Below are 22,851 nucleotides of genomic sequence, written 5' to 3' on the forward strand. Positions count from 1 at the left end.
CGCCGGGGTTCGGCCCGCCGGAACCCCGAATGACCTCGACCACTTCCGATTCCTCGCTATCCCCGACCCTCGAACTCGCCATGGCGCTGATGCGCCGCCCATCCGTGACGCCCGACGACCTGGGCTGCCAGGACCTGATGATCGAGCGCCTTGAACGCCTCGGCTTCAACATCGAGCGCCTGCCCTTCGGCGATGTCGAGAACTTCTGGGCGGTGCGCGGCCACCACGGACCGGTGCTGGCCTTCGCCGGCCATACCGACGTGGTGCCCAGCGGCCCGGACGTGCACTGGGAGTATCCTCCCTTCGAGCCACGCATCGATGACGACGGCATGCTGTGCGGGCGCGGTGCCGCCGACATGAAGGGCAGCCTGGCCGCCATGATCACCGCCGTGGAACGCTTCGTGGCCGCCCACCCCGACCACTCGGGTCGCCTCGCCTTCCTGATCACCTCCGACGAGGAAGGCCCAGCGGTGGACGGCACCCGCGCCGTGGTCGAGCACCTGCGCGAGGCCCACGATCGCCTCGACTACTGCATCGTCGGCGAGCCCTCCTCCACCGAGCGACTCGGCGACGTGATCAAGAACGGCCGCCGCGGCTCGCTGGGCGGCGTGCTGCACATCAAGGGCGTGCAGGGCCATGTGGCCTATCCGCACCTGGCGCGCAACCCCATCCACCAGGCCGCCCCGGCGCTGGATGCCCTGGTGCGCGAACACTGGGACGGCGGCAACGACTTCTTCCCGGCGACCAGCTTCCAGATTTCCAACATCCGCTCGGGCACCGGCGCCACCAACGTCATTCCCGGCGACGTGGAGGTGGTGTTCAACTTCCGCTACTCCACCGCCCTGACCCACGAAACGCTGCGCGCGCGCACCGAGGCGATCCTCGAGGCCCACGGCCTGGACTTCCACATCGACTGGACCCTCAACGGCGAGCCTTTCCTGACCTCGGAGGGCGAACTGGTGGACGCCGCGGTCGGCGGCGTCGAAGACGTGCTCGGCCGTCGGCCCGAGCTGTCCACCGCCGGGGGCACCTCCGACGGCCGCTTCATCGCCACCCTGGGCAGCCAGGTGGTCGAACTCGGCCCGCGCAACGACACCATTCACAAGGTCAACGAACGGGTGCGTGCCGCCGACCTGGACGATCTCAGCCGGGTCTATGAAGCCATCCTGACGCGGCTGTTCGTCGACGGCACGTCACGCCCCTGAGGACGTCATGGAACGCTATCCCGATATCGAGATCTACCTGGCGCGCGTCGAACCCGAGGCACTGAATGCCTGGCTCGGCGAGGCACTCGACGCCGCGCCCCTGGCGCCGGCCGGCAAGCACCGCTGGCGCACCCGCGGCCACCACGGAGATGCAGAGATACCGGTACTGCTGGTGGACAAGGCCGCCGACGGCTTCGCCAGCCTGTGGCTGGACAGCGCCGAGTCGCCCTGGCCCACCGACACCGACCTGGCGCGTGCGGCCGCCAAGCGGCTCGGCTGCGAGGTACGCTGCTCGCTGGGCGGCTGGCAGCCCGGCGACGATCCGGACCGCTTCCTGCAGGTGCTGCCGGACGGCGCCGAAGCCACCATCGACTGGCCCGACTCGGGGCAGTAACCCAATACGACATCGCCCCGCAAGAATGCGGGGCGATGTCGTTGCATGGCAGCAAGGAAAAACGGCGCCGAGCGAAGATCAGACAAGGCGGAAGGTCGCCGAGAGAGCGGAGTTTACTTTAGTAAATGAGCATCTCGAGACGACCTTCCAACGCAGTATGATCGAGCGCAGGCCAGTTTTCAGGTGATGACGGTGACGTCATCGGCCTGCAATCCTCTGTCATTGCGCGAGACGTGATACTTCACCTTCTGCCCCTCGGCCAGGGTGCGATGACCACGGCCGCGGATGGCGCGGAAGTGGACGAAGACGTCCTCGCCGCTGTCGCGGGTGATGAAGCCATAGCCCTTGTTGACGTTGAACCACTTCACCTCGCCGATCTCGCGACCGTCTTCCTCGACCTCGGCGATGTTGGACAGCTGAGGCGTCAGGGCGTTGATCGCCAGGGTGGCCACCAGCAACAGCAGGAAGACCGCCAGGGCTGCGGCGACATAGACCACCGACAGACCACCGACCTCGAGGCTGGCAAACAGCTCACGGGACAGCTCTCCCCCGGTGAGCTGAATGAACAGGGCGATCAGCAACGGCGCCGGCGCGGCGAGCAACAGACTGACGACACTACAACGAAACACGATCTTTCGATTCATAAACCTCGGATACTCTCTTATCGTTGGGAACGGATGTGATGGGATCGAGGCACCGAACGGCCAGCGGACCGCCCCCGATCCGATTGCATGGACTTGGTCTGACAGATCAGCGCGACAAGGCGAGACAAGGCCCATTCCATACGGACCTACGCCCTTTCCGCTACCACGTGGGTCGCCAGGCGAAGAACCGGCGGGGATACCCCATCCAAGCTCGAGCCGGCCGGCTATCGATGAACGTACGGACCGGACGTATGCAAGAGCCGATGTTCGACGCTGAATCACCAAACGCAGACACTTGTCAGAGACGACCAAGACAAGCCGCGCCATGACGAGCATTGACGCGACATAAGGAGTCTATCATGCACGACGACGACACGCCCTCCGACCAGGCGGCACGACTAGAGGCCCTGGAGAGTCGCCTCGCCCACCAGGAACACTGGCTGGACACCCTGGACCAGGCAATAGCCACCCAGGAACGGCGCCTGATGCAGCTGGAACGCCTCAACGCGCTGATGCAGCAGAAACTGCGCGAGCAGCAGCAGGCGCTACAGGAAGCCGATGCGACGACACCCGGTCCGGAAGACGAGGTGCCGCCGCATTACTAGCCGCTTCGCGGCAGCTGGAAGCTGGAAGCTGGAAGACAGCCTGATCCGGCCATGTAGTGAGCTTTTACTCAAAGCTTCCAGCTTAAGCCCGCGAAGCGGGCGTTCTTCCAGCTCCGGGCGAAGCCCGGTTACAGCTCGTCCAGATACCGCTCGGCGTCCAGCGCCGCCATGCAGCCGGTACCGGCGGACGTCACCGCCTGGCGGTAGACGTGGTCCATGACGTCGCCGGCGGCGAACACGCCGGGCACGCTGGTGGCGGTGGCGTTGCCCTCGAGGCCGGACTGCACCTTGATGTAGCCGCCGGCCATGTCCAACTGGCCCTCGAAGATGCCGGTGTTGGGGCTATGGCCGATGGCGATGAACACGCCAGGCGCATTGATCTCGCGGGTGCTGCCATCCTCGGTAGACTTCAGCCGCGCGCCGGTGACGCCGGTATTGTCGCCCAGCACTTCGTCCAGGGTATGGTTCCATACCAGCTCGACGTTGCCGTTCTCGGCTTTCTCGAACAGCTTGTCCTGAAGAATCTTCTCGGCACGCAGGCTGTCGCGGCGATGCACCAGGGTGACCTTGGAGGCGATGTTGGAGAGATACAGCGCCTCCTCCACCGCAGTGTTGCCACCGCCGACCACCACGACCTCCTGGTTGCGGTAGAAGAAACCGTCACAGGTCGCGCACGCCGACACGCCCTGGCCCATGAACCGCTGCTCGGACTCCAGGCCAAGATAACGGGCGCTGGCGCCGGTGGCGATGATCAGCGCGTCGCAGGTGTAGGTGCCGTTGTCACCCTTGAGGGTGTAGGGCTTGCCGCGCAGCTCGACCTCATGGATATGGTCGAACAGCACTTCGGTGTCGAAGCGCTCGGCATGGCGCTTCATGCGCTCCATCAGCTCGGGGCCCTGCACGCCGGTGTCGTCACCCGGCCAGTTGTCCACGTCCGTAGTGGTGGTCAGCTGGCCGCCGGCCTGGATGCCGGTGATCAACAGCGGCTTCAGGTTGGCGCGGGCCGCATAGACCGCCGCGGTATAGCCGGCCGGACCGGACCCGAGGATGATCAGGCGTTCGTGGCGCGCTTCGCTCATGGGGGAACCTCGCAATTCTCGAAAGGATGGAGCAACGGGCTTGGCGATGGCGGCGAGCCGTCGGCATCGCGAAGGCCGCTGTCGGGGACGCAAGGGGCGGCCCGAAGGCCGCCCCTGGAGACATCACGCGGGCTTAGAGAGCGCCGGCGTGGTTGCCCAGGTAGCTCGCGACACCTTCGGCGGTGTCCTTCATGCCTTCCTGGCCTTCGTCCCAGCCGGCCGGGCAGACTTCGCCGTTCTTCTGGTGGAACTGCAGGGCCTTGACCATGCGCAGCATCTCGTCGACGTTGCGGCCCAGCGGCAGGTTGTTGACGACCTGGTGCTGGACGACACCGTCCTCGTCGATCAGGAAGGAGCCGCGCATGGCGACGCCGGCGTCCGGATGCTCAATGCCGTAAGCCTGGGTGATCTCGTGCTTGACGTCGGCCACGATCGGGAAGCCGACCTCACCGATGCCGCCCTTCTCCGGCGCGGTCAGGCGCCAGGCGTGGTGGGTGAACTGGGAGTCGATGGACACGCCGATCACCTCGACGCCGAGCTCCTTGAACTGGGCCAGGCGGTTGTCGTGGGCGATGATCTCGGACGGGCACACGAAGGTGAAGTCCAGCGGCCAGAAGAACAGCACGCGCAGCTTGCCGTTGCTGTCGGAGAGCTTGAAGTTCTCGACGATCTCGCCATTGCCCAGGACAGCGGCGGCTTCGAAATCGGGGGCTTGACGTCCAACCAGTACGCTCATGCAAAACTCCTTGCAGTCGTGAATGACACTCAGGGTGAGTGAATGCGAAATGCCTACGCTAGGTCAGGCATTCTCGCGGCGCCATTAGGTCAGATCAATGGCATTGATAGACAATGGCTATGTATTCGTATTCCGCTGCGACTCGCCCAGGCAGGGACGCCCGGACTCACAGCACGTCGTCGTCGCGGCCCAGGCTGAGAGATTCGAGTTCACCACTGACGAGTGACACCTCGATACGCAGCTGTATCGGCGCACAGCAGCGTGGACAGTCTTCCCAGGTCGCATGGCTGCCTTGCGATGCATCGACCTGCAGCTCGAAGGCCGTATCGCAATAGGGACAGCGAACAGCATGGCTGTCGAGCGCTTCCTCGTGCACGAAACCTCCCTCGGCGTGAGTCGCCGCAGCGTATATGGGGGTCGGGGGCAGCATTTCAAGGGGCGAGCTCATCGACGCGCCGCTTGAAAAGGCCATCTATCATGACCATGTCATACTGAAAGGACCAGGATGGTTCGATAACTTCCCCGTGACAGGAGGACAGCATGAGCACCTCGTCCCTACCGGAGACCCTGCAGCCCCTGAAGGCCGCCGGCATCACCTATCACTATCATAGCCTGCCGAAGGCGGCCGAGGCGCTGGGCGACATCGACCGCCTGCCGATGACGCTGAAGATCCTGCTGGAAAATCAGCTGCGCTTCGCCGGCCAGGAAGGCGTCAGCCAGGAGGACATGCAGGCGCTGGTCGACTGGCAGAAGACGGCCTCGTCCGATCGCGAGATCGGCTATCGGCCGGCCCGAGTGCTGATGCAGGACTTCACCGGCGTGCCCGGTGTAGTCGACCTGGCCTCGATGCGTGCCGCCGTCGAGACTCTCGGCGAGGAGCCCTCGCGCATCAACCCGCTATCGCCGGTGGACCTGGTCATCGACCACTCTGTGATGGTCGACCACTTCGGCGATCCCAGCGCCTTCAAGGACAACGTCGCCATCGAGATGGAGCGTAACCGCGAGCGCTACGAGTTCCTGCGCTGGGGCCAGCAGGCCTTCGACAACTTCCGCGTGGTACCGCCGGGCACGGGCATCTGCCACCAGGTCAACCTGGAGTACCTCGGCAAGACGGTGTGGACCAAGGAGGAGGACGGCAAGACGCTCGCCTACCCCGACACACTGGTCGGCACCGACTCCCACACCACCATGATCAACGGCCTGGGCGTGCTGGGCTGGGGCGTCGGCGGCATCGAGGCCGAGGCCGCCATGCTCGGACAGCCGGTGTCGATGCTGATCCCCGAGGTGGTGGGCTTCAAGCTCACCGGCAAGCTGCGCGAGGGCATCACCGCCACCGACCTGGTGCTGACGGTGACCCAGATGCTGCGTGAGCGCGGCGTGGTCGGCAAGTTCGTCGAGTTCTACGGCGACGGCCTCAAGGACCTGCCGCTGGCCGACCGTGCCACCATCGCCAACATGGCCCCCGAATACGGCGCCACCTGCGGCTTCTTCCCGGTGGACGACGAGACGCTGCACTATATGCGCCTGACCGGCCGCGACGACGAGCAGGTCGCCCTGGTCGAGGCCTACTGCAAGGCCCAGGGCCTGTGGCGAGAGCCCGGCGCCGAGCCGATCTTCAGCGACATGCTGGCGCTGGACATGGGCGAAGTGGAAGCCAGCCTGGCCGGTCCCAAACGCCCGCAGGACCGGGTCGAGCTCAAGGACATGCCCCGCGCCTTCGCCAAGGTCATGGAAGACGACGGCAAGCAGCCCGCGTCCTCGACCGAGAACGGCAAGCTGATGTCCGAGGGCGGCCAGACCGCGGTGGGCGTGGAGGAAAGCTACGAGCACCACGACAGCCAGGAGGTCGACCTCGACGGCGAGGCCTTCCGCCTCGACCCCGGCGCGGTGGTGATCGCCGCCATCACCTCCTGCACCAACACCTCCAACCCCAGCGTGATGATGGCCGCCGGCCTGCTGGCCCGCAACGCCCGGGCGCGCGGGCTCGACACCAAGCCCTGGGTCAAGACCTCGCTGGCGCCCGGCTCCAAGGTGGTCACCGACTACCTGGCCGCCGGCGGCGTGCAGGACGACTTGGACGCCCTGGGCTTCAACCTGGTGGGCTATGGCTGCACCACCTGCATCGGCAACTCCGGCCCGCTGCCCGAGCCCATCGAGCAGGCGATCACCGACGGCGACCTGGCGGTGGCCTCGGTGCTGTCCGGCAACCGCAACTTCGAGGGCCGCGTCCATCCGCTGGTCAAGACCAACTGGCTGGCCTCGCCGCCCCTGGTGGTGGCCTATGCGCTGGCCGGCAACGTCCAGATGGACCTGGTCAACGACGCCCTCGGCGTCGACACCCACGGCAAGCCGGTCTACCTCAAGGACCTCTGGCCCTCCCAGGCCGAGATCGCCGAGGCGGTCGAGCAGGTACGCACCGAGATGTACCGCAAGGAATACGCCGAGGTGTTCGAGGGCGACGAGGTCTGGCAGGCCATCGACGTGCCCGAGAGCCAGGTCTACCAGTGGGACGAGGCCTCGACCTACATCCAGCATCCGCCGTTCTTCGACGGCATGGGGCGCGAGCCCGCCGCCACCGAGGACGTCGAACGCGCCCACGTGCTGGCCCTGCTCGGCGACTCGGTGACCACCGACCACATCTCGCCAGCCGGCGCCATCAAGCCCGACAGCCCGGCGGGCCGCTACCTGCAGGAGCGCGGGGTCAAGCCGGTGGACTTCAACTCCTACGGCTCGCGGCGCGGCAACCACGAGATCATGATGCGCGGCACCTTCGCCAACGTGCGCATCAGAAACGAGATGCTCGACGGGGTGGTGGGCGGCGAGACACGCCATGTGCCGTCCGGCAAGCAGATGGCCATCTACGACGCGGCCATGCAGTATCAGCAGGAAGGCACGCCGCTGGTGGTGATCGCCGGCAAGGAATACGGCACCGGTTCCAGCCGCGACTGGGCCGCCAAGGGCACCCGGCTGCTCGGCGTGCGTGCGGTACTGGCCGAGTCCTTCGAGCGCATCCACCGCTCCAACCTGATCGGCATGGGCGTGGTGCCGCTGCAGTTCCCCGAAGGCGAGACCCGCCAGACCCTCGGCCTGACCGGCGACGAGCGAGTCTCCGTCAAGGGGCTCGGCGAGCTCACCCCGGGCGGCACGGTCGAGGTGACCATCGAGAGCGACAAGGGAGAGGAGACCCTCGAGGCGCTGTGCCGCATCGACACCGCCAACGAACTGGAGTACTACCGCCACGGCGGCATCCTGCACTACGTGCTGCGCAAGATGATCGGGTCGGCCTGATCGAACGGCCCTCAGTGTCCTGAAAGTGACAGGCCCCGCCGGCTATCCGGCGGGGCCTGTTTCGTTTCGGGCCTCGAGCAGTCTCCATCGCATCGGGCTGGCAACCAACCGCTCGTAGCTCGTGGCCCTTAGCCCGCAGCTCCCTTAACCCGCAGCCCTCAGCCAGACGTCAGAACGAGCGGCGACGATAGCGGCGATATGCCGGCGTCCAGAAATTGCGTTCGATGGCGTCACGCAGGGTCTGGGCATCGGACTGAAGCGCCACGCCTTCATGCTGGGCCTGGGCCGCCACCTCGAAGGCGATGGCCTTGGACAGCTCGCGAATGTCGGACAGTGCCGGCAGCACCGCCCCCTCACCGGTCTTGGCCACCGGCGCCTCGCGGGCCAGGGCCCGGGAGGCGGACATCAGCATGGCGTCGGTGATGCGCCCGGCCTTGGCGGCGAGCACCCCAAGGCCGATGCCCGGGAAGATATAGGCGTTGTTACACTGGGCAATCGGATAGCGCTTTCCCTTGTATTCCACCGGCGGGAAGGGGCTGCCGGTAGCCACCATGGCATGGCCGTCGGTCCAGCGAATCACGTCCTCGGGCACCGCCTCGACGCGCGAGGTGGGATTGGACAGCGGCATCACCAGCGGCGAAGCGCAGCCGGCGTGCATGGTGCGGATTACCTCTTCGGTGAACAGGCCCTGCTGGCCACAGACCCCGAGCAGCACGGTCGGCTTGACCTGCTTGACCACCTCCAGCAGCGACTGGCCGTCCCAGTCGGCGACCAGCGCCGGGTCCTGGGCCAGGCGACGCTGGAAGCCGCGCAGCCACTCCTGATTCCCGGTCACCAGGCCCTCGCGGTCGACCATGAAGATGCGCCGTCGCGCCTCGGCCTCGGTGAGCCCCTCGGCCTGCATCGCCACCACGATCTGCTCGGCAATGCCGCAGCCGGCCGAGCCGGCCCCGACGACCACCACCCGCTGATCGCCGACGCCCTCCTCTCGGGCCTGGCAGGCCGCCATCAGGGTCCCCACACAGACTGCGGCGGTGCCCTGGATGTCGTCGTTGAAGCAGCACAGCTCGTCGCGATAGCGCTCGAGCAGCGGCAGGGCGTTGGTCTGGGCGAAGTCCTCGAACTGCAGCAGCACATTCGGCCAGCGACGCTTCACGGCGCTGATGAAATCGGCCATGAAGGCGTCGTAGTCTTCCTGGGCGATACGCGGATGGCGCCAGCCCATGTACATGGGATCGGCCAGCAGCGCCTCGTTGTTGGTGCCCACGTCGAGCTGGATCGGCAGGGTGTAGGCCGGGCTGATGCCGCCGCAGGCGGTGTACAGCGACAGCTTGCCGATGGGAATGCCCATACCGCCGATGCCCTGGTCGCCCAGACCAAGAATGCGCTCACCATCGGTGACCACGATCACCTTCACCTGGTCCTTGGTGGCGCTGCGCAGGATGTCATCCATGCGGTCGCGATCGGGGTAGGAGATGAACAGCCCGCGGTGGTTGCGATAGATGTTGGAGAATTCCTCGCAGGCCTGCCCCACCGTAGGCGTATAGATGATCGGCAGCATCTCCTCGAGATGCTCGGACACCAGGCGAAAATAGAGCGTCTCGTTGTCGTCCTGAATCCCGCGCAGGTAGATGTGGCGGTCCAGATCTGTCTGACACTGGCGGTACTGGCGATAGGCCCGCTCGGCCTGCTCCTCGATGGTCTCGACGTTCTGGGGCAGCAGCCCGATAAGATTGAACTCGAACCGTTCCTCACGGGTAAAGGCGCTCCCCTTGTTGAGCAGGGGCATCTCGAGCAAGGGAGGGCCGGCGTAGGGCACATAGAGGGGGCGCTTGGCTTCGCTGGTCATCAAGTTCGTCTCATGCTGTGTCGGGAATGCGGGCCGTGACGCTCTGGCCATGTCCGGGGAAGTGTCTACACTCTCCAATGTTTCGAACACGGCTCGGCGGCGTCTTGCTCGCTACTCTATCATGCCGGTCCCTCGGCCATGGACCATGACACCGGCGCAGGCAAAAACGTGCGACTCTCAGGCTAGACGAATCGGCCCAACCCGACCGCCTGGCGTAGGCGATCCATGAAGGGAGCGGCTTCGGCACGGGCACGCTCGGCCCCCTGGCGCAGCACCGTCTCTATGTGAGCGGGATCTTCCAGCAGCGCCTGGTAGCGCTCGCGGGGCTCGCGCAAGTGGGCGTTGAGGTACTCGAAGACCCGGTTCTTGGCCTCGCCCCAGCCGATGCCGTTCTCGTACTCGGTGCGCATGGCCGCGGTCTCCTCGGCGCTGGCGAACGCCGAGTAGATCTGGAACAGAGTGCAGGTGTCGGGGTCCTTGGGCTCGCCGGGCTCCAGCGAGTTGGTCTTGATCTTGCGCACCAGCTTCTGCAGTTTCTTCTCGGAGACGAACAGCGGAATGGTGTTCTCGTAGCTCTTGGACATCTTGCGGCCGTCCAGGCCGTTGAGCACCTGAACGCGCTCGTCCACCACCGCCTCGGGCTGGGTGAAGAACTGGTCCTTGAACAGATGGTTGAAGCGCCCGCCCATGTCCCGGGCCATCTCGATATGCTGGATCTGATCGCGCCCCACCGGCACCCGGTGGGCGTTGAACATCAGGATATCCGCCGCCATCAGCACCGGATAGCCGAACAGCCCCATGGTGACGCCGCGGTCGGGGTCGGGGCTGCCCGATTCCTCGTTGTCGGCCACCGCCGCCTTGTAGGCATGGGCACGGTTCATCAGCCCCTTGGCACAGACACAGGACAGCATCCAGGTCAGCTCGGGAATCTCGGGGATGTCCGACTGGCGGTAGAAGATGGCGTTGTCGGTATCCAGGCCGAGCGCCAGCCAGGTGGCGGCGATCTCCAGGCGCGACTGCTGGACGCGCTTGGGGTCCTGACACTTGATCAGCGCATGCAAGTCGGCGAGGAAATAGTAGGACTGAACGCTGGGGTCCTGGCTCGCCGCGATGGCGGGTTTGATGGCCCCGACATAGTTGCCGAGGTGAGGCGTGCCGGTGGTGGTGATGCCCGTCAGCACACGGGTCTTGTCGGAAGGTGCGGTCATGAATGCGGAACTCAGCTGGCTCTCGAATGCCCGCTATGGTAACGCGGCGCCCCGGTCAAGGCGACCTGCCGGACGGCATACCGCAAAGGGCCGGGCTCCCTCACGGGAGTCCCGGCCCTCCGGTCCGCACGCGTGACGGCCTCAGCCAATCAGCCGCGCGGTCTCCACGTACTCGAGCCCGAAGGCTTCGGCCACGGCCCGGTAGGTCAGCTGTCCCTCATGGACGTTGAGCCCCTGGGCGAAGTGGGCGTCATCGGCCAGCGCCTGTTTCCAGCCCTTGTCGGCCAGGGCGACGACGAACGGCAGGGTGGCATTGGTCAGCGCCTGAGTGGAGGTGCGCGCCACCGCGCCCGGCATGTTGGCCACGCAGTAGTGCACCACGCCGTCGACCACGTAGGTCGGCTCGGCATGGGTCGTCGGCTTGCTGGTCTCGAAGCAGCCGCCCTGATCGATGGCCACGTCCACCAGCACGCTGCCCGGCTTCATGTCGGCCAGCATCGCCCGGTTGATCAGCTTGGGCGCGGCGGCCCCGGGCACCAGCACGGCACCGATGATCAGGTCGGACTCGCGAACCGCCTCTTCCAGGCTGTCGGCGGTGGAGAAGACGGTCTTCATGCGGCCCTGGTAGCGATCGTCCAGGGTCTCCAGGCGCGGGATGGACTTGTCCAGCACCGTCACCTCGGCGCCCAATCCCAGCGCCATGCGCGCGGCGTTCTCGCCGACCACGCCGCCGCCGATCACGGTCACCTTGGCCGGCGCCACGCCCGGCACGCCCGGCAGCAGGATGCCGGCACCGCCCTGGGCCTTCTCCAGGCTGTGGGCGCCCGCCTGCACGGCCATGCGCCCGGCCACGGTGCTCATCGGCGCCAGCAGCGGCAGGCCGCCCTGGGCCGCGGTGATGGTCTCGTAGGCGATGCAGGTAGCGCCGCTCTCCATCAGGCCGCGGGTCAGCGGCTCCTCGGCGGCCAGGTGCAGGTAGGTGAACAGCGTCTGGCCGCGAGACAGGCGTGCCACCTCCTCGGGCTGGGGCTCCTTGACCTTGAGGATCAGCTCGGCCTCGGACCACACCTTGGCCACGTCAGCCTCAAGCCGCGCCCCGGCCGCCTCGTAGTCGGCGTCGGGGAAACCGGCGCCCTCGCCGGCACCGGCCTGGACGGTCACCGTGTGACCACGGCCAACCAGTTCACGGGCGCCGCTGGGGGTCAGGGCGACGCGATATTCATGATTCTTGATTTCCTTGGGGACGGCGATCTGCATGGGGAGGTCCTCCGGTGCCGAGTCGTTGAACGACATATTGTTGGATGAGGTGACTCACCGCTTCATTACAGCACAGCAGGACAATCACGAAGAGATCACGCAATAAAAAGACAAAAAATCCAGGAAGAGGCCGCCTCGCTCAGAACATATATCCAACAGCGAGACAGAAATCAGAAAATCCCTTCAAGAGTGATCACTCTTTCACCAGCGCGCGTCCATAGCCGGCCAGGAAGGCCTCGGGCAGGCGACGGGGGCGGCCGCTGGACAGCGCGATACAGGCAAAACGCGTGCGCGCTCGCAGCAGGGTACGGCCATCGGCGGGACGATAGAGCTGGAAGCGGCGGGTCAGGGTCAGGCGGCCGTCGCAGGCGACGATCCAGGTGGCCAGCCGCAGGCCATCGCCCTCGAACGCCGGCGCCAGGTAATCCAGCTCGTGACGCTGCACTGCCATGGCGCGGTCGAGTTCTCGATAGCGTGCGAGGGTCAGGCCGAGGGACGCCGAATGCGCCCAGCTCGACTGCTCCACCCAGCGCAGATACTCGGCATTATTGGCATGGCCGAAGGCATCGATGGCCGACCCCTCGACCTCCAGATCGATCACGAAGGGCTCGGGTAAATCCCAGCACATGGCAGGCACTCCTTGCGCGGCTCAGGGCTTAGGGCGACCGCAGTTCCAGCAGGCCTCGAACACGCCTTCCAGGCGCTCGCCACAGCCGGAACAGGTCCAGGCCGGCCGGTCGTCCGTGCCGGACAGGGCGTCATGAATCAGTGCCTCGGCCCGATCACGGTTATGAGGCGCCACCCAGACCTCCGGCTCGCACTCCGCCGGTGGAAGCTCGCCGGCGCCACCGCCCAGCGTCTGATTACGACGCTCGACGGGGATGCCGGCGACCTCCAGCAGGTTGGCCACATGGCCGACCAGCAGCGGATTCGAGTGGGCAAAGACGCAGATGAAGGCAAAGTCGTTCATGGGCGCTCGTGGGGAAGGAAGACGGAGCCCGCCGGACGGCGCGCCCCGTTCTTCAGAGACGCGATCAGTCGCGGAAGACGCGCACGCCCAGCGCCTTCAGGTACGCCGTCTCGGGAATCGCCGGATGCACCGGATGATCCGGCCCCTGGTGGCCCTGGAACAGGAGCTGGGCATGGCGGTCCTGATGGCGGGCCGCCCCGCGCACCACGTCCACCAGGCGCTCCGGCGCCAGATGCATCGAGCAGGAGGCCGAGAGCAGCAGGCCGTCGCGCCCCAGCAGACGCATGGCCTCGCGATTGAGCTTGCCGTAGGCGCGCTCGCCGGCGGGGATGTCCTTGCGCTTCTTGATGAAGGCGGGCGGGTCGAGGATCACCACGTCGAACTGCTCGCCGTCGGCCTTGAGCGCGGCCAGGGCCTCGAAGGCGTCGCCCTCGCCCACCGCCACCTGCTCGTGGAGGCCGTTGAGGGCGGCGTTGTCGGCGACCCGCTCCAGCGCCGGAGCACTGGCGTCCACGCACAGCACCTCGCTGGCGCCGCTGGCGGCGGCCTGCACGCCCCAGCCACCGACATAGCTGAACAGGTCGAGCACGCGCTTGCCGGCCACCTGCTGGTTGAGCCAGGCGCGGTTGACGCGGTGGTCATAGAACCAGCCGGTCTTCTGGCCGTCGAGCACCGGGGCGACGAAGCGCACACCGTTTTCCTCGAGCTCCACCGCCTCCGGCAGCGTGCCCTTGACCACCTCGACCTGGCTCTCGAGGCCTTCCTGGCGGCGCCCGGAGGTGTCGTTGCGCAGCACCACGACGCTCGGAGAGACGACCTTGTCCAGGGCGTCGAGCAGTGGCTCGAGCTGCGCCTGCATGCCGGCGGTATTGAGCTGCACCACCAGCACGTCGCCGTAGCGGTCGACGATCAGCCCCGGCAGCAGGTCGCCCTCGCCGTGCACCAGGCGATAGAACGGCTTGTCGAACATGCGCTGGCGCAGGGCCAGCGCCTGGTTCAGGCGGTGGACCAGCAGCGAGCGGTCGAGCAGCATGCCCGGATCACGGGACACCAGGCGCGCGCAGATCAGTGAGTGGGCGTTGACGTAGGCCACGCCCAGCGCCTTGCCGTTGGCGGCCTCGACCTGGGCCTGCTCGCCGGGAGCGAAATCCTTGAGCGGCGTGGCCTTGGTGTCGATTTCGTTGGAGTACAGCCAGAGATGCCCCGCCTTGAGGCGGCGATCGGCATTCTTCTTCAGGCGCAGGGAGCGTAGGGCGGTCATGTCGTGGCTCTCATCGTGGGCGTCATGGGACGTTCAGGGAATGCCGGCCGTGGGCCGGAGCATCGAATCGAATAACGGCGGTGCTCAGGTCTGGCACTCGCCGCAGAATACGCTGGCTCGCTGGCCCAGGGTGACCAGGCGCAGCTCGGCGCCGCAGCGCCGGCAGGGCTCGCCGTCACGGCCGTAGACGTTGAGCCGCTGGGCGAAGTAACCCGGCTCGCCGGTGCCGCTGACGAAATCGCGCAGGGTGGTGCCACCCTGGGTGATCGCCGCGGCCAGCACCTCGCGCACCGCAGCCCCCAGACGATCGTAGCGCTCCCGAGAGATGCGCCCGGCGGCGCGACGGGGATCGATGCCGGCCAGGAACAGCGCCTCGGCGGCGTAGATGTTGCCGACGCCGACGACCACGGCATTGTCCATCAGGAAGGGCTTCACGGCCATGCGCCGCCGGCGCGACAGCTCGTACAGCCGCCCGCCGTCGAAGGCCTCGGAGAGCGGCTCCGGGCCCAGCTTCGCGAGGCGCGAGTCGTGCTCGGCGTCGCCGGCCAGCCAGTCGACGAACCCGAAGCGCCGCGGGTCGTGATAGCGCAGCACCGCGCCGTCGTCGAGCACCAGGTCGACGTGGTCGTGCTTCTTGGGCAGCTCGCCGAGCCGGGCGATGCGCAGGCTGCCGGACATGCCGAGATGCCACAGCAGCGTGCCGCCGTCGCCCTCCACGGGGATCAGCAGGTACTTGGCGCGACGCCCCAGCGGGCCGATGCGCGCGCCCACCAGGCGGTCGATCAGGTCTTCCGGCACCGGCACCCGCAGGCGGGACTGGCGCACGATCACCTCGGTGATCTCGCGGCCCTCCACGTGCGGGGCAATGCCGCGCCGGGTGGTCTCGACTTCGGGCAACTCGGGCATGGGGCGACCTGCTATGGGCGGCGTGCGGCGATCATACGCAAGAACCCGACCATCGGGCCGGGTTCTTGAGGACAGGCCGAGGCCTGCGGCGGAAGCGATCTCGGGAACCGCGGGGATCCCGAATTACTTGATCTTGGCTTCCTTGTACATCACGTGCTTGCGAACCACCGGATCGAACTTCTTCATTTCCATCTTGTCCGGGGTGTTCCGCTTGTTCTTGTCGGTGGTGTAGAAGTGGCCGGTACCGGCGCTGGACACCAGACGAATCTTGTCACGCATGAGTCTTCTCCCTGATGGAAACGCTTAGACGGCTTCGCCGCGCTTGCGAATGTCGCTGAGCACCGCTTCGATGCCCTTCTTGTCGATGATGCGCATGCCTTTGGAGGAGACGCGCAGCCGGACGAAGCGCTTCTCGGACTCCACCCAGAAACGGTGGCTGTGCAGGTTCGGCACGAAACGACGACGCGTCTTGCGCTGGGAGTGTGAGACGTTGTTACCAGTCACCGGGCGCTTGCCGGTAACCTGACATACTTTGGACATGAGAGCCTCCAACCGCTTGGCCAGGTAGGAATACCTGATTGTTCAAAACCTGTCGGGCAAAACCGGGACGACCCCGCTGTCATTTGACCCAAGGGAATTCAAAGGCTGCACTTTATACCAGAGTCAACGCTGCCAGACAAGCGACGTACAGAATTATACAGCGCCACCGCCCATCGACATGCCCCCTGGGGTCTATCTCGGACGAACGCGACTGCGACTGCTGTTTTGATCGCGGCGGATTATAGCAGCCCTCGCTCGGCGAAGGACACCACCTCACCATCGCCGACCACGAAATGGTCCAGCACCCGGATCTCGAACAAGCCCAGCGCCTCCTTGAGCCGCTCGGTGATGCGTTGGTCGGCGTCGCTGGGCTCGGCCACCCCGGAGGGATGATTGTGGGCAAAGATGATCGCGCCGGCTCCCAGCTCCAGGGCGCGGCGCACCACCTCACGTGGATAGACCGAGGCGCTGTCGAGCGTGCCGCGGAACAGCGACTCGAAGCGAATCACCCGGTGCTGGCTGTCCAGGAACAGGGCGGCAAACTCCTCGTGGCCGAGATGGCGCAGCTTTGAGGCAAGATAGGCCCGTACCAGCGCCGGAGAGGTAAGCGCCCCTTCGCGCGCCAGACGGCTGGCCAGGTGGCGCCGCGAAAGTTCCAGCGTGGCCTGTAGCTGGACGAACTTGGCCTCGCCCAGGCCTCGCTCGGCGCAGAAGCGCGTGCGATCGGCTTCGAGCAGCGGACGCAGGCCGCCGAAGGCCGACAGCAGGTCCCGAGCCAGGTCCACCGCCGAACGTCCGGTCACGCCAACGCGCAGGAAGATCGCCAGCAGTTCGGCATCCGAGAGCGCCTCGGCCCCCAGTGCCAGCAGCTTCTCCCGAGGGCGTTCGCCCTCGGGCCAGTCACGAATCGACATCCGGGCCTCCTTGCCATGCTGGCGTCCTGACACCAGTGTAGCCTCGCCCCCGACGGGACGCGGCTACGCAAGGGTGCGGCCGGATGATAAGGTAGGCGATCGGATTCTCGCTCGGATATCGCCATGTCGACACCCTCCGGCTCCCGGGGCCCCGCCCCACGACGCATCCTGCTCGGCATCAGCGCCGGCATTGCCGCCTACAAGAGCGCGCAGCTCGCCCGGCTGCTCAAGCAGGCGGGCCATGAGGTCCGTGTGGTGATGACCGAGGGCGCCCAGGCTTTCATCACTCCGCTGACCCTACAGGCACTGACCGGCGAGCCGGTACGCACCTCGCTGCTCGACCCGGAAGCCGAGGCCGGCATGGGCCACATCGAGCTGGCCCGCTGGGCCGACCTGATCCTGATCGCTCCGGCCACCGCCGACCTGATGGCGCGGTTGGCCCACGGCCACGCCGACGACCTGCTCACCACCCTGTGCCTGGCCAGCGACGCCGAGAAGGCGATGGCGCCCGCCATGAACCAGGCCATGTGGCGTCAGCCGGCCACCGCCCGTAACGCCCGCCGACTGGCCGAAGATGGATGGCGACTGCTGGGGCCTGACAGCGGCGATCAGGCCTGCGGCGACGTCGGTCCCGGCCGAATGCTGGAGCCAGAGGCCATCCTGGCCGCCCTGTCGGCTCCCGTCGAGCAGCCCGCCGAGGGGGTCCGCGTGGTGATTACCGCCGGTCCCACCCGCGAGCCGCTGGACCCGGTGCGCTACCTCTCCAACCATAGCTCCGGCAAGATGGGCTTCGCCCTGGCTTCTGCCGCCGCGGCTCTTGGCGCTCGAGTGCAGCTGATCAGCGGACCGGTAGCACTGCCCACCCCGGCCGGCGTGGAGCGCTTCGATGTGGAAAGCGCACAAGAGATGCATGACGCCGCCCAGCGTCTGGCGGGGGAATGTGACCTGTTCATCGGCTGCGCCGCGGTGGCGGACTTTCGCGCCGAGACGCCGGCCGAGCACAAGCTCAAGAAACGCGAGGGCGAGGACACTCTGACCCTGCGTCTGATCAAGAATCCCGACATCATCGCCGCCATCGCCGCGCGCGCCGACCGTCCCTACGTGGTGGGCTTCGCCGCCGAGACCCGGGACCTGGCGACCTACGCCCGGGACAAGCTCGAGCGCAAGGGCCTCGACATGGTAGTGGCCAACGACGTCTCCCGGGCCGGACTCGGGTTCGGCGCCGACGACAACGCCGCCCTGCTGCTGTGGCGCGACGGCGATGCCACCGGCCAGGCCGAACTGCCGCCCCAACCCAAGATCGCGCTGGCCGAGACCGTCATCCGCCAGGCCCTGGCGCAACTGGCCGACGACGCCGACTGACACCCCCGATTTCGTCCTTACTCCCTGGAAGACATTCGATGCCGACCTTTCCCGACCGCCCCCGTCTCGCCGTCAAGCTGCTCGACGAGCGGATGCGCGACCACCTCCCCCACTACGCCACTCAAGGCTCCGCCGGCATGGACCTGCGCGCCCTGCTCGACGCCCCACTGGTGCTCGAGCCCGGCGACTGCGAGCTGGTTCGCACCGGGCTGGCCATTCACATCGCCGACCCGAGCCTCGCCGGAATGATCCTGCCCCGCTCGGGTCTGGGCCACAAGCACGGCATCGTGCTCGGCAACCTGGTGGGCCTGATCGACTCCGACTACCAGGGCGAGCTGATGGTCTCGGTGTGGAACCGCGGCAACACCCCCTTCACCCTGGAACCCTTCGAGCGCCTGGCCCAGTACGTGCTGGTGCCGGTGGTACAGGCCGAGCTCGAGGTGGTCGACGACTTCGACGCCAGCGCCCGCGGCGATGGCGGCTTCGGCAGCTCAGGGCGCCACTAACGTTTCTGGCCGTCACTGACGCCGACCACCCCATGCACAAGGACGACGACATGAACCACAGCAGCACGAGCCCGGCCCCGGCCTCGATCTTTCGTGCCTACGATATCCGCGGCATCGTCGACGACACCCTCACCGAGGCCGGCGTCGAGGCTATCGGCCAGGCCATCGGCAGCGCCGCCCTCGCCCGCGGCGAATCCCGAGTGGTCGTCGCCCGCGACGGACGGCTCTCCGGCCCCCGGCTGCAAGCGGCCTTGACCCGCGGCTTGACCGCCAGCGGCTGCGACGTCATCGATGTCGGCATGGTGCCGACTCCGGTGCTCTACTTCGCCACCCACGAACTGGAGAACACCGCCTCCGGGGTGATGGTCACCGGCAGCCACAACCCGCCGGACTACAACGGCTTCAAGATCGTGCTCGACGGCGAGACCCTGTCCGGCGAGTCGATCACCGACCTGCACCGCCGGATCGAGGAAAGCGACCTGGCCGAGGGTGCCGGCGAGGTGCACGAGCAGGACGTGCGTGAGGCCTATCTCGACCGCATTCTCGGCGACGTGTCCCTGGCCCGCCCGCTCAAGGCGGTGGTGGACTGCGGCAACGGTGTGGCCGGCGAGCTCGGCCCTGCACTTATCGAGCGCCTGGGCGCCGAGACGGTCCCGCTGTTCGCCGAGATCGACGGCACCTTTCCCAACCACCACCCGGACCCGGGCAAGCCCGAGAACCTCGAGGACCTGATCCGCGCCGTGCGCGAGCACGATGCCGACATCGGCCTGGCCTTCGATGGCGACGGCGATCGCCTGGGCGTGATCACGCCCCAGGGCCAGCTGATCTACCCCGATCACCTGATGATGGCCTTCGCCGAGGACATGCTCGAGCGCAACCCCGGCGCGCGGGTGATCTTCGACGTCAAGTGCACCGGCAATCTTGCGCGCGTCATCGATGAGGCCGGCGGCACCCCGGAGATGTGGCGCACCGGCCACTCGCTGATCAAGGCCCGCATGAAGGAGACCGGCGCCCAACTGGCCGGCGAAATGAGCGGCCATATCTTCTTCAAGGAACGCTGGTACGGCTTCGATGACGGCCTGTACGGCGCCGCCCGGCTGCTGGAGGTGCTGTCGCGGCAAAGGGAGGACGCCGACGCCTTCTTCGCCCGCTATCCCCAGGATATCGGCACCCCCGAGATCAACGTCGCGGTAACGGACGACGCCAAGTTCGACCTGGTGGATCGGCTGGCCCGGGAGGGTGACTTCGGCGAGGATGGCATCAAGACGACCCTGGACGGCATTCGCGTCGACTATCCGGACGGCTGGGGGCTGTGCCGCGCCTCCAACACCACGCCGATGCTGGTACTTCGCTTCGAGGGCAAGAGCGACGCAGCGCTGGCGCGCATCCGCAATCGTTTCGCCGACGCTCTAGCCCAGGCGGCACCGGATCTGAAACTGCCGCAGTGAACCGGCTCAACAGACACCATCAGGACAGGACGAGATGACCGAACAGACCCGCGACCCCCGCCAGGTAGTGGAGGTGCTCTCCGAGGCACTGCCCTACATCCAGCGCTTTTCCGGCAAGACCGTGGTGGTCAAGTACGGCGGCAACGCCATGACCGAGGACACCCTGATCGACTCCTTCGCCCGTGACATGGTGCTGATGAAGGAAGTCGGCATCAATCCGGTGGTGGTTCACGGCGGCGGCCCGCAGATCGGCGAACTGCTCGAGAAACTCAAGATCGAGTCACGCTTCGTCAACGGCATGCGGGTCACCGACGCCGAGACCATGGACGTGGTCGAGATGGTACTCGGCGGCCTGGTCAACAAGGGCATCGTCAACCTGATCAACCAGTGCGGCGGCAAGGCCATCGGCCTGACCGGCAAGGACGGCGCCCAGATTCGCGCCCGGCAGCTCAAGGTCGAGCACAAGACGCCCGACATGGCCGCCTCCGAGATCATCGACATCGGTCACGTCGGCGAGGTGGAACACATCTCCACCGACCTGATCGAGATGCTCGCCGCCCGCGACTTCATCCCGGTGATCGCCCCCATCGGCGTCGACGAGGCCGGGCGCAGCTACAATATCAACGCCGACTTGGTGGCCGGCAAGGTCGCCGAGGCCCTGGACGCCGAGAAGCTGATGCTGCTGACCAACGTCGCCGGCCTGATGAACGCCGAGGGAGAAGTGCTCACCGGCCTGACCACCGCCCAGGTCGACGCCCTGATCGGCGATGGCACCATCCATGGCGGCATGCTGCCGAAGATCCGCTGCGCCCTGGACGCGGTCAAGGGTGGCGTGGCCAGCGCCCACATCGTCGACGGCCGGGTGCCTCACGCCACCCTGCTCGAAATCTTCACCAACGCCGGAGTAGGCACCCTGATCACCAACACGACACGATGACGCCAAGGCCGGCTGAGACCGGCCGATTCTCAAGGACCGACAAGAAAATAACGCTATGACGCAGGCAAACCCCACCCCCAGTCGCCGGGAGCAGATCCTCCAAGGTCTGGCCCTGATGCTGGAGGAAGACAGCGGCAAGCGCATCACCATCGCCGCCCTGGCTCGCCAGGTCGGCGTCTCCGAGGCCGCGCTCTACCGCCACTTCCCCAGCAAGGCACGAATGTTCGAAGGGCTCATCGAGTTCATCGAACAGACGCTGTTCGAACGCATCGCCCGCATCCTCGAGGACGTTCCCGAGGCACTGCCCCGCTGTGGCCAGATCCTCACCCTGGTACTGGCCTTCGCCGAGAAGAACCCCGGGCTGTCGCGACTGCTCGGCGGCGACGTGCTGACCGGCGAGACGGCCAGGCTACGACAGCGCATCCACCAGCTCTTCGAGCGCCTGGAGACCCAGCTCAAGCAGGTGCTGCGCGAGGCCGAGCTCCGCGAGGGGCTTCGCCCCACCCTGCCGATTCCGGCCGCCGCCAATCTGCTGGTCGCCCAGGCTGAGGGGCGTATCGCCCAGTACGTACGCAGCGACTTCCGCCGACGGCCCACCGAGCACTGGGATGACCAGTGGCCGGCGCTGTCGGCGAGGTTGATGCGCGAGGCGGTGCAGACGGCCTAGCTGAAAGCCCGAAGCCGCTCTTGAAGGTTCACCGAAGCCCGAAGCCCGAAGCCCGAAGCCCGAAGCCCGAAGCCCGAAGCCCGAAGCCCGAAGCCCGAAGCCCGAAGCCCGAAGCCCACAACGCTAGAGGGTGCCGAGCAAAACAAAACCCCAAAGGCCTTGGCCCTCGGGGTTTTGTTCGTGCGGCGCCTGTGCCCGCGGCATCAGGCGGCCAGGGTATCGCCGAGCTGCTGCTTGATCTTCTTCATGGCGTTCTTCTCGAGCTGCCGGATACGCTCGGCGGACACACCGTAAACGTCGGCCAGCTCGTGAAGGGTCGACTTGTCGTCGCTCAGCCAGCGCTGCTGCAGGATGTCTCGGGAGCGCTCGTCCAGCCCCTCGAGGGCCACCTGCAGGCGCCGGGTGGCGTCGGCTTCCCAGTCGCTGTCCTCGAGCTGGGTGGCGGGATCCTGGCTGGCGTCGTCCAGATAATGGACCGGCGCCTGGTAGGCGGTCTCCTCGTCTTCCCCCGGCGCGGCATCGAACCCTGCGTCGTGGGCCGACAGGCGGCCTTCCATCTCGCGCACCACCTCGGGCTTGACGTCGAGGTCCTTGGCAATCGCCTCGACCTCGTCCGTGTTCAACCAGGCCAGGCGCTTCTTGGCGCTGCGCAGGTTGAAGAACAGCTTACGCTGCGCCTTGGTGGTGGCAATCTTGACGATCCGCCAGTTACGCAGCACGAATTCGTGAATCTCGGCCTTGATCCAGTGCACGGCGAAGGAGACCAGCCGCACGCCCTGATTGGGGTCGAAACGCTTCACGGCCTTCATCAGGCCGACGTTGCCCTCCTGGATCAGGTCGGCCTGGGCCAACCCGTAGCCGGCATAGCTGCGCGCAATGTGCACCACGAAGCGAAGGTGCGACATTACCAGGCGGCGTGCCGCCTCGAGATCGCCTTCGTCGTGCAGGCGGTAGGCCAGCTCACGTTCTTCATCGACGGTCAGCATGGGAATGCCGTTCACCGCCTGGATATAACCGTTGAGGTCGTGGCCCGGGGAAAGGTGGCCCACCGGCAGAAGACTGGTGCTCATGTGCA

General features: G+C 66.7%; 24 protein-coding genes. 9 read left to right on the plus strand and 15 right to left on the minus strand.

Annotated features, from left to right (window positions below):
* The first annotated feature begins 29 nt into the window (after positions 1-29).
* Positions 30-1,205, plus strand: coding sequence for a succinyl-diaminopimelate desuccinylase (dapE, locus tag ACGTN6_RS09250; protein WP_394591155.1), 1,176 nt, complete (start codon positions 30-32; stop codon positions 1,203-1,205).
* 7 nt (positions 1,206-1,212) lie between these two features.
* Positions 1,213-1,599, plus strand: coding sequence for a hypothetical protein (locus ACGTN6_RS09255; RefSeq protein ID WP_394591157.1), 387 nt, complete (start codon positions 1,213-1,215; stop codon positions 1,597-1,599).
* 179 nt (positions 1,600-1,778) lie between these two features.
* Here ACGTN6_RS09255 and ACGTN6_RS09260 read toward each other — a convergent pair whose 3' ends face one another.
* On the minus strand, positions 1,779-2,243 hold the full coding sequence (locus ACGTN6_RS09260; protein ID WP_394591158.1) for a cold-shock protein: 465 nt from the start codon (positions 2,241-2,243) through the stop codon (positions 1,779-1,781).
* 359 nt (positions 2,244-2,602) lie between these two features.
* On the opposite strand from ACGTN6_RS09260, the gene ACGTN6_RS09265 reads away from it, so the two are divergent.
* Complete coding sequence (locus ACGTN6_RS09265; protein WP_394591159.1) at positions 2,603-2,848, plus strand: SlyX family protein; 246 nt, start codon at positions 2,603-2,605, stop codon at positions 2,846-2,848.
* Between the two features lie 128 nt (positions 2,849-2,976).
* On the opposite strand, the gene trxB is transcribed toward ACGTN6_RS09265, so the two are convergent.
* From trxB to ACGTN6_RS09280, 3 genes are all read right to left on the minus strand, one after another.
* On the minus strand, positions 2,977-3,927 hold the full coding sequence (gene trxB, locus ACGTN6_RS09270; RefSeq protein ID WP_394591162.1) for a thioredoxin-disulfide reductase: 951 nt from the start codon (positions 3,925-3,927) through the stop codon (positions 2,977-2,979).
* Between the two features lie 133 nt (positions 3,928-4,060).
* The gene (locus ACGTN6_RS09275) at positions 4,061-4,663 is read right to left on the minus strand and encodes a peroxiredoxin (RefSeq protein WP_394591163.1); all 603 of its coding nucleotides are present in this window, start codon (positions 4,661-4,663) and stop codon (positions 4,061-4,063) included.
* Positions 4,664-4,829: 166 nt separating this feature from the next.
* Positions 4,830-5,039 (minus strand): CPXCG motif-containing cysteine-rich protein, encoded by a 210-nt coding sequence (locus tag ACGTN6_RS09280; protein WP_394591164.1) that lies wholly within the window; start codon positions 5,037-5,039, stop codon positions 4,830-4,832.
* A gap of 164 nt (positions 5,040-5,203) precedes the next feature.
* Here ACGTN6_RS09280 and acnA point away from each other — a divergent pair, with 164 nt between their 5' ends.
* Positions 5,204-7,951, plus strand: coding sequence for an aconitate hydratase AcnA (gene acnA, locus ACGTN6_RS09285; protein WP_394591165.1), 2,748 nt, complete (start codon positions 5,204-5,206; stop codon positions 7,949-7,951).
* Between the two features lie 169 nt (positions 7,952-8,120).
* Here the strand turns inward: acnA and ACGTN6_RS09290 are convergent, their stop codons facing one another.
* The 10 genes from ACGTN6_RS09290 to radC all read right to left on the minus strand — a co-directional run bounded on the left by ACGTN6_RS09290 (position 8,121) and on the right by radC (position 16,856).
* Positions 8,121-9,800, minus strand: coding sequence for an NAD-dependent malic enzyme (locus ACGTN6_RS09290; protein ID WP_394591166.1), 1,680 nt, complete (start codon positions 9,798-9,800; stop codon positions 8,121-8,123).
* Positions 9,801-9,982: 182 nt separating this feature from the next.
* Positions 9,983-11,008 (minus strand): tryptophan--tRNA ligase, encoded by a 1,026-nt coding sequence (gene trpS, locus ACGTN6_RS09295; protein ID WP_394591167.1) that lies wholly within the window; start codon positions 11,006-11,008, stop codon positions 9,983-9,985.
* Between the two features lie 141 nt (positions 11,009-11,149).
* Entirely contained in the window at positions 11,150-12,265 is a 1,116-nt protein-coding gene (gene ald, locus ACGTN6_RS09300; RefSeq protein WP_394591169.1) for an alanine dehydrogenase, read from the minus strand.
* A 193-nt stretch (positions 12,266-12,458) separates the two neighbouring features.
* Positions 12,459-12,893: an acyl-CoA thioesterase gene (locus ACGTN6_RS09305; RefSeq protein ID WP_394591170.1), complete on the minus strand. Its 435-nt coding sequence runs from the start codon at positions 12,891-12,893 to the stop codon at positions 12,459-12,461.
* Between the two features lie 21 nt (positions 12,894-12,914).
* A complete protein-coding gene (locus ACGTN6_RS09310; RefSeq protein WP_394591171.1) occupies positions 12,915-13,235 on the minus strand; it encodes a putative signal transducing protein in 321 nt (106 codons plus the stop codon).
* 64 nt (positions 13,236-13,299) lie between these two features.
* Complete coding sequence (locus ACGTN6_RS09315) at positions 13,300-14,496, minus strand: class I SAM-dependent rRNA methyltransferase (protein ID WP_394591172.1); 1,197 nt, start codon at positions 14,494-14,496, stop codon at positions 13,300-13,302.
* 84 nt (positions 14,497-14,580) lie between these two features.
* Positions 14,581-15,402, minus strand: a complete 822-nt coding sequence (gene mutM, locus ACGTN6_RS09320; protein ID WP_394591173.1) for a bifunctional DNA-formamidopyrimidine glycosylase/DNA-(apurinic or apyrimidinic site) lyase — start codon at positions 15,400-15,402, stop codon at positions 14,581-14,583.
* A gap of 123 nt (positions 15,403-15,525) precedes the next feature.
* Positions 15,526-15,681 (minus strand): 50S ribosomal protein L33, encoded by a 156-nt coding sequence (rpmG, locus tag ACGTN6_RS09325; RefSeq protein ID WP_016856547.1) that lies wholly within the window; start codon positions 15,679-15,681, stop codon positions 15,526-15,528.
* A 24-nt stretch (positions 15,682-15,705) separates the two neighbouring features.
* Positions 15,706-15,942, minus strand: coding sequence for a 50S ribosomal protein L28 (gene rpmB, locus ACGTN6_RS09330; RefSeq protein WP_126483875.1), 237 nt, complete (start codon positions 15,940-15,942; stop codon positions 15,706-15,708).
* Positions 15,943-16,181: 239 nt separating this feature from the next.
* On the minus strand, positions 16,182-16,856 hold the full coding sequence (radC, locus tag ACGTN6_RS09335) for a RadC family protein (protein ID WP_394591174.1): 675 nt from the start codon (positions 16,854-16,856) through the stop codon (positions 16,182-16,184).
* A gap of 123 nt (positions 16,857-16,979) precedes the next feature.
* On the opposite strand from radC, the gene coaBC reads away from it, so the two are divergent.
* The 5 genes from coaBC to slmA are packed head-to-tail and all read left to right on the plus strand — an operon-like array spanning position 16,980 to position 21,776.
* Entirely contained in the window at positions 16,980-18,218 is a 1,239-nt protein-coding gene (coaBC, locus tag ACGTN6_RS09340; protein ID WP_394591175.1) for a bifunctional phosphopantothenoylcysteine decarboxylase/phosphopantothenate--cysteine ligase CoaBC, read from the plus strand.
* Positions 18,219-18,256: 38 nt separating this feature from the next.
* On the plus strand, positions 18,257-18,724 hold the full coding sequence (dut, locus tag ACGTN6_RS09345) for a dUTP diphosphatase (RefSeq protein ID WP_183388693.1): 468 nt from the start codon (positions 18,257-18,259) through the stop codon (positions 18,722-18,724).
* 50 nt (positions 18,725-18,774) lie between these two features.
* Positions 18,775-20,172: a phosphomannomutase/phosphoglucomutase gene (locus ACGTN6_RS09350; protein ID WP_394591177.1), complete on the plus strand. Its 1,398-nt coding sequence runs from the start codon at positions 18,775-18,777 to the stop codon at positions 20,170-20,172.
* A gap of 34 nt (positions 20,173-20,206) precedes the next feature.
* Positions 20,207-21,109, plus strand: a complete 903-nt coding sequence (gene argB, locus ACGTN6_RS09355; protein ID WP_394591179.1) for an acetylglutamate kinase — start codon at positions 20,207-20,209, stop codon at positions 21,107-21,109.
* A 55-nt stretch (positions 21,110-21,164) separates the two neighbouring features.
* A complete protein-coding gene (gene slmA / locus ACGTN6_RS09360) occupies positions 21,165-21,776 on the plus strand; it encodes a nucleoid occlusion factor SlmA (protein WP_183388696.1) in 612 nt (203 codons plus the stop codon).
* A 203-nt stretch (positions 21,777-21,979) separates the two neighbouring features.
* Here the strand turns inward: slmA and rpoH are convergent, their stop codons facing one another.
* The gene (rpoH, locus tag ACGTN6_RS09365) at positions 21,980-22,846 is read right to left on the minus strand and encodes an RNA polymerase sigma factor RpoH (protein WP_183388697.1); all 867 of its coding nucleotides are present in this window, start codon (positions 22,844-22,846) and stop codon (positions 21,980-21,982) included.
* Positions 22,847-22,851 lie beyond the last annotated feature (5 nt).

Source organism: Halomonas sp. B23F22_20 (genome assembly GCF_043496985.1).
In the GTDB taxonomy this organism is placed as follows: domain Bacteria; phylum Pseudomonadota; class Gammaproteobacteria; order Pseudomonadales; family Halomonadaceae; genus Halomonas.